Here is a 14,082-nt window from a genome sequence, read left to right as displayed (position 1 = left end):
GGCGTTCTGCCTCGTCGAGCACGGCGACGGCACCACCGGCTCCGGACACCGCGATCCGCACGATCAATCCTCCGGTGCCACAACCCGACTGTCCGGGAGCTTCGAAGCGTAGACCGCCAGGCGGACGCGGTTGTCGGTGCCGGTCTTCTCGAACAGGTTCGCGAGGTGGGTCTTGACGGTGCTCACGCCGAGGTGCAGCCGCTCGGCGATCTCCTGATTGCCGTATCCGTCGCCGACCAGGCGCAACACCGCGAGTTCGCGGGGACTCAGCTCCGGTCGGGCGACCGCGGACGCGGGCTGCGCGTCGAGTGCCCGGTCGACCAGGCGGCGCAGCAACGCGGGCGAGAACAGCAGGTCACCGTCCACCGTCCGCCGGATGGCGTCGAGCAGGACCTCGGGGTCGGTGTCCTTGACGAAATAGCCGCACGCTCCGGCGGCCAGCGCCGGGAACAGATGATCGTCGTCGTCGAAGGTGGTGAGCACCAGCACTTTCGCCCCGGGCGAGGCGGCGAGGATCTGCCGGGTGGCCGCGACGCCGTCCAGGCCGGGCATGCGCAGGTCCATCACCACGAGATCGGGTGCGAGTTCGGCGAACCGGCGCACGGCCGCCGTCCCGTCGGCCGCTTCGCCGACGACGGTGAGGTCGGTGGTGTCCTCGATGAGCATCCGCAGACCCGCGCGCACCAGGCGCTGATCGTCCGCCAGCAGGATCGTGATCATGCCAGGTCGGCTCCTTTCGTGACGTCGGGCAGCCAGGCCCGGACGACCCAGTGCCGGGCGTCGGCCGCGGCGGTGAGTGTGCCGCCCGCCAGCGCGGCGCGTTCCCGCATCCCGACGAGGCCGTGACCCGGCGGCGCGGCGGCCCCGGCACGGCCGCTGATCACCTCGAGGTCGATTCCGTCCGCGCGCCTGCCGATCCGGAACCGCACGGGCACATCGCGATCGGCGTGCTTCATCACATTGGTCAGCGATTCCTGGACCAAGCGCAGCAGGGTCAGTCTGCTCATCGCGTCCAGCGCGCCGAGGTCGGCCTCGACGTCGGCGTCGATGGTGTATCCGGCGGCCCCCGAGCGGGTGAGAGCGGCGGTGATCTCGGTGCCGACCGCGTTCGGCTCGACCAGGGACACGGTGCCGAGGGCGGGATCACGGAGTGCGGCGAGGAACCGGCGGATGTCGGCCAGCGCGTCGGCGGCGGTGGCGCGGACGTCGTCGAGCACGGCGACCACCCGTGGATCGGCGTCCCGCACCACCCGCCCGGCGACGGAAACGCGCAGGACGATCGAGGCCATGTGGTGGGCGACCACATCGTGCAGTTCCCTGGCCATGGCCGCACGCTCGTCGAGGCGGGCGCGCGCTTCGGCGTCGGCCGCGCGCAGCCGGAGGTTGTCCGCGAGGTCGCGCTGGCCACGCAGGTACAGCCCGAGCAGCAGCGGAAGGCCGACATAGGCCACCGCCTCGACCACGGTCGACGCCCGCCCGATGGACGTGTCGTGCAGGCCGACGCGCCCGAGGATCACCGCGGCGGCCCAGCCCGCGGTCGCCACCCACACCGTCGAGCGCCGATGCGTGCGCGCGATCACATCGACCAGCGCGATCGCACCCAGGTAGGGCACCAGGCCGGATACGCCCCAGGCCGGTGTCCGCAGGAGGGGCACGGCCAGCGCCGACAGGGTCAGCGACACCGCGAACGGCCACCGTGCCCCGGCGAGGAAGACCACGCCGGCCGTCATCGCGAGCAGCCAGTAGTGCGGTGGCACCCGGTACTGACCCGGGTAGGTGCTGGCCAGCAGCAAGACCGGGATCAGCGCCAGCGGCAGCCACCGCAGGAGCGGCCGCGGGTCGCGGCGTGCGCCGGTGTCGATCACGCACCCACGGTAGGCGACGCACCGGGAGTAGCACGCGATCGGCGCGTCCGCAACAGCCGTGCGGCCGGAATCGGCTGTCCGTGATCCGGCTCCGGGGTGGAGTCGCCGAGGCCCTGGCCGACCGAAGCTGGAGGCCCCGCACAGACAAGGAGTACGACACGTGGTCTCGCGACGAGGATTCCTCACCGGACTCGCCCTCACCCCGGTCGCCTACGCCGCCGGCTGCTCGTTCCGCACCGCCGCGCCCACGGCGTCGACAGCCACACGCCCGCTACCGATCCCACCACCGGCGCCCTCGACGGTCGGCGTCGACGGTGTCCGCCGGTTCACCCTCCGGGCGCAAGCAGGCAGCACCGAGATGCGGCCCGGCACGCGCACCGCGACCTGGGGATACAGCGGGTCGGTCCTCGGCCCGACGTTGCGAGCCCGGCGCGGAGAGCGGATCGCCGTCACGGTGACCAACGACCTGCCGGAACCGACTTCGGTGCACTGGCACGGGATGCACGTGCCCGCCGCGTTCGACGGCGGACCGCACCAGATGATCGCTCCCGGTGCGGCGTGGACGCCCGGCTGGACGGTGGACCAGCAGGCGGCGACGCTCTGGTACCACCCGCATCCGCACGGCGCGACCGAGAAGCACGTCCACCGCGGACTGGCCGGCTTCTTCCTGATCGACGACGATCCCGCCGACGCACTGGACCTGCCGAAAGACTATGGCGTCGACGATATTCCGCTGGTGATCCAGGACCGGCGGTTCACCGCCGAGGGCGCTCTCGACGAAACCGACGCCACCGATGTCGGTCTGCTGGGCGACACCATCGTCACCAACGGCATCGCGGGCGCCCATCTGACCGTCACCACCGAGCGGGTGCGGCTGCGGGTGCTCAACGGGTCGTCGGGCCGGCTGTACAACCTCGCGCTCGGCGACGGCCGGCCGTTCCAGCTCGTCGCGACCGACGGCGGACTGCTCCCGGAACCCGGTGCGCTGTCCCGCATCCAGCTCAGCCCCGGGGAACGGGCGGAGATCGTCGTCACCGTCCGCGCGGGCGAGAACGTCACGTTACGGTCGCTCCCGATCGCTGACCGCGCGGGTATCGATCGCGCGGCCGATTTCGGCTTCGACGACACCTTCGACATCTTGACCCTGCGGGCCGCCGACACCCTGCGCCCCGCGGCGGCCGTTCCCGCGGCGCTCGTGCCGATCCGGCCCCTCGCCGCGGCGAACACCGCACCGGCCCGGACCTTCGAGTTGCGGTGGTTCATGATCAACAACCGCCGGATGGACATGAACCGCATCGATATGACCATCCCGGTCGACACCACCGAGGTCTGGTCGGTCCGCAACGAGGACAACTGGCCGCACAACTTCCACGTCCACGATGTCCAATTCCAGATCCTCGCGATCGACGGAACCCCGCCTCCCCCAGCGCTTTCCGGCTGGAAAGACACCGTGTACACGGCGCCGGGCGCCACCTACACCCTGGCCATGCACTTCGCCGATCACACCGACCCGACCTTCCCGTACATGTATCACTGCCACCTGCTCCATCACGAGGACCAGGGCATGATGGGCCAGTTCCTGGTCCTGGCGCCGGGGCAGCGACCCGCCCCGATGCGGATGGACATGGGGCACGGGTGATCAGGCGACGGATTCGAGGTACTTCGCCAGCGCGGCGACCAGTTCGCGGGTACCCTCCTCGCGCTGGGCGCCGGTGTCGTGGCCGTCGAGGTGGGCGCCGAATTCGACGAGGGTGAGCTTGGTGCCGGTGCTGGTCGGCTCGAATTCCCAGGTGGCGACCGAGGTGGAGATGTGGGAGCCGTTGAGCCACATGTCGTAGGTGTAGACGAGACGTTCGTTGTCGATGATGTCGGTGTAAGTGGCGACGAAGCGCGAGGTCACCGCCTCCTGGAAGATGCCCTCGTTGATCTCGACGCCGCCGACCCGGAAGTCGACGGAGGCCTCGGTCAGCTCCCAGCCCTCGTCGCCGCCGAACCACTTGCTCTTGATCGTGGGGTCGGCGAACGCCTGGAACGCGACCGCGGGCGCCACGGGCACCTCGCGCTCGATGGTGAACTGGGCGTGGTTGATGGAGCGGGTCGCGGTGTCGGTCATTGTTGTTCTCCCTCTGCGTTGTTCGCTGATTCCATGAGTAGTGCCGTGAGCCGGTCCAGCTGACGCTCGGCCGGTGGTCGCTGCTGTCGCAGCCAGTCGATCGCGGACCCGAAGGCCCCCGGCGCCAGCTGGTAGGTCCGCACGCGACCGATCTTGGCCGAGCTGACGATCCGCCCGGCCTCGAGCGCCTTCAGGTGCTGCACGATCGTCGGCAGGGCGACCTCGAACGGCGCCGCGAGATCCGACACCGAGGCAGGCCCCCGAGCGAGCCGCTCGACGATCGCCCGCCGCGTCGGATCGGCCAGCGCCCGGAAGACACTGTCCAGCCCTCCGTCCGGCTCACCATCCGAATACTTAGGCACATGCCTAAGTATTCACATCGACCACGTTCCGCGCAACCCCTGCGGGCAAACAAGTTCCAGCGACTGGTCGACCTGCGGGCTAGTTCTGTCTAGACTGTCCAGATAGCAGGCAATCCGACGGGAGCGACCAGTGACGCGTTGGCAGGTTCAGGAAGCGAAGCAGCGCTTCTCCGAGGTTCTGCGTGCTGTGCAGACCGAGGGGCCACAAACGATCACCAGGCACGGTGCCGAGGTCGCCGTGGTCATCGACATCGCCGAGTATCGACAGCTCACCCGGCCCGACATCGGCTTCGTCGATCGGGTTCTGGTGACCTTCGCCGACCTGGGTGACGAGGTCGCCGAGGCGATCGACGAGATCGAGGGCGCGAGATCGTCGTCGATGCCGCGCGACCTCGACCTGACCGAGCTGCCGTGAGCTACGTGCTCGACACCAACGTCCTGTCCGAACTGATGCGACAGCGACCCAGCACGCAGGTACTCGACTGGTTCGATCGCAACCGCGATACCGAACAGTGGCTGAGCGTGATCACCCTCGGCGAGCTGCGCCGGGGCATCGCCCTACTCCGGGCACGGGCCGAACCCGTGCGCGCCGATCGACTCGAGCGCGCCGTCGACGAGATCGAGCACAGCTTCACGCATCGGATCCTGCCGGTGGACACACAGGTCGTGCACCACTGGGCCCTCATCGCCGCCGCACCCGTCGATGTCAGCGACGGGCTCATCGCCGCCACGGCGCTCGCCCACGGTCATACCGTCGCCACGCGTAACGTCAAGCACTTCGCGCGTACCGGTGTCGCCCTGGTGAATCCCTTCGCATCGCCGAGCCGCGATCCGTGACAGCTCTCAGGCGTCGAAGGCCCGCAGGATTTGTTCGGCGGCCAGGGCCGGGGTGAGGGTGCCGTCGCGCACCGCGGATTCGATGTCGGCGCGAGCGGATTTCACGGCCGGGTTGTCGGCGAGGCGGCGCAGGATCTGGTCGTGGACCATGGTCCAGGTCCAGTCGACCTGCTGGCGGCGGCGCTTCTCGGCGAATTCGCCCGCGTCGGTGAGGACGCTGCGGTGCTCCAGGACGGTGTCCCAGAACTTGTCGAGGCCAACGCCTTCGAGCCCGCTCATGGTGAGCACGGGCGGCCGCCAGAGGGCGTCGTGCGGGTGGATCAGGCGCAGGGCGCCGGCCAGTTCGCGTGCCGCGGCCTTGGCCTCGATCTCGTGCTTGCCGTCGGCCTTGTTCACCGCGACCAGCTCGGCCAGCTCCAGCACACCCTTCTTGATGCCCTGGAGCTGGTCACCGGTGCGGGCGAGGGTGAGGAAGCAGAACACGTCGACCATATTGGCGACGGTCACCTCGGACTGGCCGACACCGACGGTCTCCACCAGGATCACGTCGTAGCCTGCGGCTTCGAGCAGCACGATGGTCTCGCGGGTGGCCTTGGCGACACCGCCGAGGGTGCCCGCGGTCGGCGACGGCCGGATGAACGCGTCTGCCTCCAATGACAGGCGCGCCATGCGCGTCTTGTCGCCGAGGATCGAGCCGCCGGTGCGGGTCGAGGACGGGTCGACCGCCAGCACCGCCACGCGGTGTCCTTTGCCGAGCAGGTACATGCCGAGGGCGTCGATGAAGGTCGACTTGCCGACGCCGGGAACGCCGGTGATCCCCACCCGGTTCGACACGACCTTGCCCGGTTCGGTGCCCAATCGCAGCAGCAACTGCTGCGCGAGCTCCCGGTGATCGGCGCGGGTCGATTCGACCAGGGTGATCGCCCGGGCCAGCGGGGCACGCTGGCCGGCACGGATCCCGTCGGCGAGCTCACCGATGTCGATCGTGCGCGCGGCACGAGCGACGGTCCGGCCTTCGTTGCGCGGAGCTCCGACGCCCGCGGTGGTGCCGAGCCGGGGGTGCGCTGCGGTACCCCCGGCTCCTGCTGCGGCGTCGCTCATACTGTTCCCCCACGGCATGCTCGGGCGCCCTCCGTGGTTACGCCGGCTGCCGTCTCCGGGCGCTGACCGATCATTCCGGTGCGCCGCCGCCGATCTCGTGCCCGAGCGAGGCACCCAGCTTCTTCAGCAGATCGATGGCCGCGTCGGCGATGACCGTGCCGGGCGGGAAGATCGCCGCGGCGCCCGCCTCGTACAGCTCGTCGAAGTCACCGGGTGGGATGACGCCGCCGACGATGACCATGATGTCGGGGCGACCGACATCGGCCAGCGCCTGCCGCAGGGCGGGCACCAGCGTGAGGTGACCCGCGGCCAGCGAGGAGACACCGACGATGTGCACGTCGTTGTCGGCCGCCTGGCGCGCCACCTCTTCGGGGGTCTGGAACAGCGGGCCCACGTCGACGTCCATGCCGAGGTCGGCGAACGCGGTGGCGATCACCTTCTGGCCGCGGTCGTGGCCGTCCTGACCCATCTTGGCGACCAGGATGCGCGGGCGGCGGCCCTCGGCCTCGGCGAACTCCTCGACGAGCGCGATGGCCGCGCCGATGTTGGATGCCTTGCCTGCTTCGTCACGGTACACACCGGAGAGCGTACGGATTTCGGCCTGATGGCGGCCGTAGACCTTCTCCAGTGCGTCGGAGATCTCACCGACGGTGGCCTTGGCGCGCGCGGCGTCGATGGCCAGGGCCAGCAGATTGTTGTCCATCCCGCCCTCGGAGGAGGCGGCGGCCCTGGTCAAGTTGGCCAGCGCGGCCTCGACGGCGGCCGAATCGCGTTCGGCGCGTAGCCGTTCCAGCTTCTCGATCTGCTCGGCGCGCACGCGGGAGTTCTCGACCTTGAGGACCTCGACCTCGTGGTCTTCCTCGACCTGGTACTTGTTGACGCCGATCACCGGCTGCTGGCCGGTGTCGATGCGCGCCTGGGTGCGGGCGGCGGCCTCTTCGATGCGCAGCTTCGGAATGCCTTCCGAGATCGCCTGCGCCATACCGCCGTGCGCCTCCACCTCGGCGATGTGCGCGCGGGCGCGCTCGGCGAGCTGGTGGGTCAGCCACTCCACGTAGTACGAGCCGCCCCACGGGTCGATCGGACGGGTGGTGTTGGACTCCTGCTGGATCAGCAGCTGGGTGTTGCGGGCGATGCGGGCGGAGAAGTCCGTCGGCAGCGCCAGGGCCTCGTCGAGGGCGTTGGTGTGCAGCGACTGGGTGTGGCCCTGGGTGGCGGCCATCGCCTCGATGCAGGTGCGCGCCACATTGTTGTAGGCGTCCTGCGCGGTGAGCGACCAGCCGGAGGTCTGCGAATGGGTCCGCAGCGACAGCGATTTCGCGCTCTTGGGCTCGAACTTCGAGACCAGCTCGCTCCACAGCAGGCGGCCCGCGCGCAGCTTGGCGACCTCCATGAAGAAGTTCATGCCGATCGCCCAGAAGAACGACAGGCGCGGCGCGAACTTGTCGACATCCATGCCCGCCGCGATACCGGCGCGGATGTACTCCACACCGTCGGCGAGGGTGTACGCCAGTTCCAGGTCGGCCGTGGCACCGGCTTCCTGGATGTGGTAGCCGGAGATGGAGATCGAGTTGAACTTCGGCATCTTCGCGCTGGTGAAGGCGAAGATGTCGGAGATGATCCGCATCGAGGGCTTGGGCGGGTAGATGTAGGTGTTGCGGACCATGAACTCTTTCAGAATGTCGTTCTGAATGGTTCCGGCCAGCTGCTCGGGCCCGACGCCCTGCTCTTCGGCGGCGACGACGTAGAGCGCCAGGATCGGCAGCACCGCACCGTTCATGGTCATCGACACCGACACCTGATCCAGCGGGATCTGGTCGAAGAGCTGGCGCATGTCCAGGATCGAGTCGATCGCGACACCGGCCATACCGACGTCACCCTGCACGCGCGGGTGGTCGGAGTCGTAGCCCCGGTGGGTGGCGAGGTCGAAGGCGACCGACAGGCCCTTCTGCCCGGCCTGCAGGTTGCGGCGGTAGAAGGCGTTGGAGTCGGCGGCGGTGGAAAAGCCCGCGTACTGGCGGATGGTCCACGGCTGGTTGACGTACATGGTCGGGTAGGGACCGCGCAGGAACGGCGCCACGCCGGGCACCGTGTCCAGCGGATAGCCCTGCGCGACAACGGCATCGCGGTCGGCCTTGGTGAACACCGGCGGCACGTCGATGCCCTCGGGCGTGGCCCAGGTGAGCTGGTCGGCGGTGGTGTGGTTGGCCGCGGCGGCCTCGGCCACGAACTCCTCGACCTGCGCGTCGTCGACCTCGGCGGCCGTGGGCGCGTGCTCGGTGAGCGGCACCTCGGCGAAACTACCGATCAGGTGCTCGATATCGGATGTCGTCATCAGGCTCCCACCTTCTCCAGCAGCTGCGACAGGACCGCGACCGCGTCGATGCGCAGGGTCAGGTACCCGTCGGGACGCTGTGTACCGCTGTACTGCGCGACCGATTTCTCCGGTCCGGCCAGCAGGACCGTGGCGATGCCCGCAGCGCGCAGGGCCTCGACCGCGGCGCCGGCTTCCTCGCCGTAGCGCTTGTCCGCACCGCACAGCACCGCGATCGGGGCGCCGGATTCGGCGGCGGCCGCGGCGATCCCGTCGACGGTGAGCGGGCCGGGGTTGACCGACTCGATACCACCGGAGGCCAGCACGTTCGCGGTGAAGATCGTGCGCGCGTTGTGTTCGGCGACCGGGCCGAGCGGCACGATCAGCGCCTTGGGCCGGGCACCGTTGGCCGTGAGATACGCGTCGGAGCGGTTGCGCAGCGACTCGAACGCGGCGCCGTAGCGCGCGACCGAGTCCGCGGCGCGGGCCTGCTCCGAGAGCGGGGTCTCGGCCAGGTTGGGGAATTCGTTGACGCCGGTGACCGCGGTCTTGCGGTGCGCGATGTCGGCGGCCCGGGCGGCGGCCGTCGCGGCGATCCGCTCGGCGACCAGGCCCGCGGCGAGCGCGGCGGGGAACCCGCCGGCAGCCTCGATCTCCTGCATGAACTCCCACGCCTTGGCGGCGAGTTCGTCGGTCAGCGAGTCGACGTACCAGGAACCGGCGGACGGGTCCTGGACATGCCCGAGGCGCGACTCCTCCAGCAGCAACAGCTGGATATTGCGCGCCATCCGCTCCGAGAACGACTGTGAGACACCGAGTTCGCCCGCGGGCAGGGCGGAGTCGAACGGCAGCACGGTGACCGAGTCGGCGCCACCGACACCGGCGCCGAAGGCGGCCAGGGTCGTGCGCAGCAGGTTCACCCAGGGGTCACGCTGGGTCATCATGGCGGCCGAGGTCACCGCGTGCTGCGGGGCGGCGCCGAAGGCGGGCGCACCGCACACCTGCGCGACACGCGCCCAGAGGCGACGGGCCGCACGGAACTTCGCGACGGTGGCGAACTGGTCGTCGGTGGCCGCGAAGCGGAACTCGAGCTGACCGAATGCGTCGGCGATGTCGACCCCGGCGGCGGTCAGCGCGCGCAGGTAGGCCAGGCCGGCCGCGACGGACGCGCCCAGTTCCTGGGCGTCGGAGGCGCCGGCGTTGTGGAAGGCGGTGCCGTCCACCGTGATCGCGCGGACGGTCTCCGGGCGGGCGATCGCGCGCGTGGCCAGGGCGACGGCCTGATCGGTGTCGATGTCGGCGGCACCGGCGAAGGCACTGGTCAGCGGCGCGGCGCCCAGGCCGACCTGGATCTGGTCGCGCTCGGCGAGCTGGTAGCCGTCGAGCACGGTGAAGACCTGTGTGGCCGCCGCCTCGACCTCGACGCCGGCGACCAGGGTCAGCGGTGCCAGCTCGAAGAGCAGGCCGGCCAGCGCGGTGGGGATGTCGGCGGTCGCGACGCCGTCGGCGCCGACCCCGAGGGACACGGCGCTGACGCCGTTCTCCAGCCAGCTGAGAATCGTCCGGTTGGTGGCCGCAGCATCGGCCGAGCCGGCGAACGCGGCGACGAACCAGCCGCGCTGCGGGTCGCGGGTGGCGCTGCCACCGCGCACGAACGGGAACGCGCCGGGCAGCGGCTGCTCGGGCAGCTCGTCGCGGCGGGTGTAGAGCGGGGCGATGGTCAGCCCGTCATAGGTGGTCTCGTCGAGCAGATGCTCGGGCTCCGCCGGGAGCTCGGCAGCCTCGACCCGTCGCGCTTTGGCCAGCACGCCCGCCACACCCTTGCGCCAGACGGCGTACTCGGGCACCGGATCCGGCGCGAGTCCCGCCCCGGACTCTGAACCAATCGGCATAGCTGCTGTTCTCTCTTCCATTCGACGACCGCACCCCGGTGTACTGCCGATCCGGCAGCATCAGCCCAGCAGCGGAATACTGCGGCGAACCAGGATGTGTCCGGTTCTTACATGATGCTAACTGTGACACCCTGTCCACTCCCTCCGGCCATCCCCTACCGGCCGGTACGCTTACCCGGTGTCCCGACTGATCCGCTCCCCGCGCCTGCTGATGGCTCTGGCCGGGATCGCCGTGCTGTTCGTGGTGGCGATGATGGTTCCGCTGCCCGGCCCGCAGCAGATCAGGGAGTGGGCAGGCGACGCGGGTCCTCTTCTGCCACTGCTGTTCTTCCTCTTCTATGCGCTGGTCGCGGTGGCGCCGGTGCCACGCACGGTGCTCACGGTGACCAGCGGTGTCCTGTTCGGACCCGTGCTCGGGTCGATGGTCGCCCTCGGCGCGACCGGCATCAGCGCGACGCTGGCGCTGCTGGGCGTCCGCGCGATCGGCCGCGAGCGGGTCGCCGAGCATCTGCACCATCCGGCGGTGCGCGCGATCGATGACCGCCTGGCCCAGCGCGGATGGCTGGCGGTGGCCGCGCTGCGGATGATCCCGTTCGCGCCGTTCTCGATCGTCAACTACTGCTGCGGCCTGTCCTCGGTGCGGGTGCTGCCTTATCTGGCGGCGACCCTCGCCGGGTCGGCGCCGGGCACCATCTCGACCGTCGTCCTCGCCGGATCCCTGGCGGGCCACACCAATCCGATCGCGGTCACCGTCTCGGCGGTCTGCCTCTCGATCGGCCTGCTCGGGCTGGTACTCGATGCCAGGATGCCGATCGCCGCCGCCCCGACGACGCCGGAGACCGAACCGGTGGCGGCGCGCGGCTGAACTACGCGCGGCGCGCCTGCGCCGCCCGGGCCGTTTCCGCTCGGATAATCCCAGTTCATGGCGATGACAGTGGGCCGACGATCCGCACTCGCGCTGCTGGCCGGGGTGCCCCTGCTGGCCACCGGGACCGCGCGGGCGCAATCCTCGCTCGGTCCGGGCGTCGGGATCGACCCGGACCGCATCCCCACCCGCTACACGATGACCGCGTTCCGCGCCGATAGCGACACCACGCTGGCGGTGTACGAGTCGGCCGACGGCACGGAGTTCGCCCCGGTCAGCGAGCACGCGTACACCCCGCCCACCGGCCTGGTCCGCGATCCGAGCATCCTGCGGCACACCGACGGCCGCTATTACCTCACCTACACGATCGCCGGTGACGCCACCGCGATCGGCCTGGCGCACAGTCTCGACCGGATCACCTGGACCGCCATGGCGCCCGCGCCGATACTGGTCCCGGGCAGGCTCGAGGGCGCGTGGGCGCCGGAGTGGTATGCCGACGCCGCGGGCCGGGTCGGCATCATCGTCTCGCTCACCTGGGGGCGCGGGTTCACGCCGCATCTGCTGATCCCGCTCGACGCCGGCCTCACGACGTGGGCGCCGCCGGTCCCGCTGTTCGGGCTCGCCCCCGGCGGGCCGGGTTCACTCGGCTATATCGACACCACCCTGGTCCGGCTGGCGGGCCGGCTGTTCGCGTTCGTCAAGAACGAGGACACCAAGCTGATCGAACTGGCCGTGGCCGACCGCCCGGTCGGTCCCTACACCTTCGTGGCGACCGGAGACTGGGCCGGGTGGGGCGGTCCGTGCGAGGGACCGTCGGTGGTCCGGCTGCCCGGCGGCGGGCACCGGATCTACCTCGACGCCTACACCACCGGCCGCTATGTCTTCAGCGACAGCTATGACGGATTCCGGTCCTGGACACCCCCGACGGAGCTCCCCGGGCTCTCCGGTGTGATCCGTCACGGCACCGTGCTCGCCGAGTTCGACCCGATTTTCACGGCATAACCGCAGGTCACCACCCATTCACCGGGTCGGTCGTGGACTTTCTGAACTGAAACCCCCTTACTTCAGGGGCACCGGGTTACGCTTGTGATCCGAGACAATTTGAAAGTGAGCTTCTTCACATAGGCCAGTTGTGACTAACGCATATTTCAGAAAACTCTCAGAGTTATAGACTCGGGATAGCCCAGGGTTCGCCAGCTACATCCGGTGCGGGATCCAGAGCAACATCCGGTGACGCGACCGCGGTCACCGAACATCCCCGTTCGCGCCGTCTTCGGCATGCACTGCACCTCGAGGTGACCCCGCATGGAATACACCCATCTGTCCGAATTCACGATTCGCTCCGGCGCACTGTCCATCTGGACCCCGGAACTGGCCACCGCCGACTCGTGGTACGACGACGAACGCCCGCTCGCCAGCGTCCACTCCCAGTACCTCGGCTTCCTCGATCCCGAGGATCCCACCCCCGGCCGCGGCCGCTGGATCGGCACCATCTTCGAGATGGACGCCCCGCTCGACGCGCAGGTATGGGCCAGGACCCTGGAACTGTGGCACGACCGCCACGAGGGCTTCCGCACCACCGTCGCCCCCACCGGCGACGGCGACTACCACCGGATCACCACCGCCCCCGGCACCGTGCGGATCACCTCGGCACCGGTCCCCGATCTCACCGACGGTGAGCAGATCAACGAATTCCTGTGCGGCGAACTGGAACTGCGCCTCTCGCCGCTGGTCTGGCCGCACCTGCTGGTGGCCACCGTCGCCCACGACACCGACGACTTCACCGTCCTGGTCGCCGCCGATCACTCGGTGCTCGACGCCTACTCCCAGGCCGTGCTGATCCTCGAACTGCGCACGCTGTACACCTCGGTGCGCGACGGCGGGGAGATCCGCGATTCGGCCACCTTCGGCAGCGCCGCGGACTTCGCCGCCGTCGAACGCGCCGCCGCCGAGGAGCTCACCCCCGACTCCCCCGCCGTCGCGGTGTGGCGCGATTTCGTCGGTGCGCCCGGCTCGCCGATGCCGCGCTTCGCCGAGGGCATGGTGGCCACGCTCGACGGGGAACACGCCCAGCCCAGTGTCTCGCGCACGCTGCTGACCCTCGACCAGCTCGAAGAGGTCGAGGAGGCGCTCGCCCGGCTCAAGCACCGGCTCTCGGTCACGGTGTTCGCCGCGCTGGCCGCCGCCTCGCGAGAGGTGTTCGGCGACGATCGCTTCCGCACCATCATGCCGATCGCGACCCGCCCGGATCTGACCTGGCTCGAGTCGATGGGCTGGTTCGTCAATGTCGTCCCGGTCGACATCACCCTGCCCGCGGGCGCCGACATGGGCGCCGCGCTCGACGTCACCCGGGCTGCACTCAAACGCGCCCACATCTGCAACGACGCCTCGTGGGGCCGGTCGCTGGCGATGGCGGGGGCGCTCGAGGGCCCGACCTTCGGCGCCTCGTTCCTCGACATCCGGATGCTGCCGGACTACGAACTGGTCGCCGACCTGCGCGGGCGCACGCTGCGCGCGGTGTCGTACTCCACCGACGAGGTGTACTTCTGGGTCGTGCGTGGCCCCGAGGGGCTCTACGTGTCCACCCGCTACCCGGCCGGACTGGCCGCCGAGGTCATGGATCGTTTCCTCACCGAATTCGCCAGGGCCATCTACGCGGTCACCACCCTCGCGGCGCCCGTCGCGAACGTCCCGGTCGCCGACACCGCGTCGGCAGCGCTGAGCGCGGGCTGA

At 70.0% G+C, this 14,082-nt stretch carries 13 protein-coding genes; 6 read left to right on the top strand and 7 right to left on the bottom strand.

All coding sequences use genetic code 11. The features are described from left to right. Window positions 1–63 precede the first annotated feature (63 nt). Together NV348_RS32650 and NV348_RS32645 are read right to left on the bottom strand one after the other, a co-directional pair. Entirely contained in the window at window positions 64–720 is a 657-nt protein-coding gene (locus NV348_RS32650) for a response regulator transcription factor (protein ID WP_447150329.1), read from the bottom strand. After that, on the bottom strand, window positions 717–1,865 hold the full coding sequence (locus NV348_RS32645; RefSeq protein WP_447150328.1) for a sensor histidine kinase: 1,149 nt from the start codon (window positions 1,863–1,865) through the stop codon (window positions 717–719). The genes NV348_RS32650 and NV348_RS32645 overlap by 4 nt, the downstream gene beginning before the upstream one ends. A 160-nt stretch (window positions 1,866–2,025) precedes the next feature. Here NV348_RS32645 and NV348_RS32640 point away from each other — a divergent pair, with 160 nt between their 5' ends. Further along, on the top strand, window positions 2,026–3,504 hold the full coding sequence (locus NV348_RS32640) for a multicopper oxidase family protein (RefSeq protein WP_447150327.1): 1,479 nt from the start codon (window positions 2,026–2,028) through the stop codon (window positions 3,502–3,504). Here the strand turns inward: NV348_RS32640 and NV348_RS32635 are convergent, their stop codons facing one another. Both NV348_RS32635 and NV348_RS32630 read right to left on the bottom strand, forming a co-directional pair. Next, a complete protein-coding gene (locus NV348_RS32635) occupies window positions 3,505–3,978 on the bottom strand; it encodes an SRPBCC domain-containing protein (RefSeq protein ID WP_447150326.1) in 474 nt (157 codons plus the stop codon). Beyond that, window positions 3,975–4,340: an ArsR/SmtB family transcription factor gene (locus NV348_RS32630; protein ID WP_447150325.1), complete on the bottom strand. Its 366-nt coding sequence runs from the start codon at window positions 4,338–4,340 to the stop codon at window positions 3,975–3,977. The genes NV348_RS32635 and NV348_RS32630 overlap by 4 nt, the downstream gene beginning before the upstream one ends. 130 nt (window positions 4,341–4,470) lie before the next feature. Between NV348_RS32630 and NV348_RS32625 the strand changes: the two genes are divergently transcribed. Further along, entirely contained in the window at window positions 4,471–4,755 is a 285-nt protein-coding gene (locus NV348_RS32625; RefSeq protein WP_447150324.1) for a type II toxin-antitoxin system Phd/YefM family antitoxin, read from the top strand. Further along, entirely contained in the window at window positions 4,752–5,177 is a 426-nt protein-coding gene (locus NV348_RS32620) for a type II toxin-antitoxin system VapC family toxin (protein WP_447150323.1), read from the top strand. The genes NV348_RS32625 and NV348_RS32620 overlap by 4 nt, the downstream gene beginning before the upstream one ends. A gap of 6 nt (window positions 5,178–5,183) precedes the next feature. Here NV348_RS32620 and meaB read toward each other — a convergent pair whose 3' ends face one another. From meaB to NV348_RS32605, 3 genes are all read right to left on the bottom strand, one after another. Next, entirely contained in the window at window positions 5,184–6,278 is a 1,095-nt protein-coding gene (meaB, locus tag NV348_RS32615; protein WP_447150322.1) for a methylmalonyl Co-A mutase-associated GTPase MeaB, read from the bottom strand. 70 nt (window positions 6,279–6,348) lie between these two features. Then, window positions 6,349–8,613 carry a methylmalonyl-CoA mutase gene (scpA, locus tag NV348_RS32610; RefSeq protein ID WP_447150321.1) on the bottom strand — a complete coding sequence of 755 codons (2,265 nt, stop codon included), beginning with the start codon at window positions 8,611–8,613 and terminating at the stop codon, window positions 6,349–6,351. Beyond that, window positions 8,613–10,484 (bottom strand): methylmalonyl-CoA mutase family protein, encoded by a 1,872-nt coding sequence (locus NV348_RS32605; RefSeq protein ID WP_447150320.1) that lies wholly within the window; start codon window positions 10,482–10,484, stop codon window positions 8,613–8,615. Before NV348_RS32605 ends, scpA begins: the two co-directional genes overlap by 1 nt. A gap of 178 nt (window positions 10,485–10,662) precedes the next feature. Between NV348_RS32605 and NV348_RS32600 the strand changes: the two genes are divergently transcribed. The 3 genes from NV348_RS32600 (at window position 10,663) to NV348_RS32590 (ending at window position 14,082) form a co-directional block, all read left to right on the top strand. Then, window positions 10,663–11,349: a TVP38/TMEM64 family protein gene (locus tag NV348_RS32600; protein ID WP_447150319.1), complete on the top strand. Its 687-nt coding sequence runs from the start codon at window positions 10,663–10,665 to the stop codon at window positions 11,347–11,349. Window positions 11,350–11,406: 57 nt separating this feature from the next. Next, entirely contained in the window at window positions 11,407–12,351 is a 945-nt protein-coding gene (locus NV348_RS32595) for a glycoside hydrolase family protein (protein WP_447150318.1), read from the top strand. A 303-nt stretch (window positions 12,352–12,654) separates the two neighbouring features. Then, a complete protein-coding gene (locus tag NV348_RS32590; RefSeq protein ID WP_447150317.1) occupies window positions 12,655–14,082 on the top strand; it encodes a condensation domain-containing protein in 1,428 nt (475 codons plus the stop codon).

It is taken from the genome of Nocardia fodinahabitans, from assembly GCF_052983615.1.
This window is presented reverse-complemented; position numbering and strand designations above follow the sequence as displayed.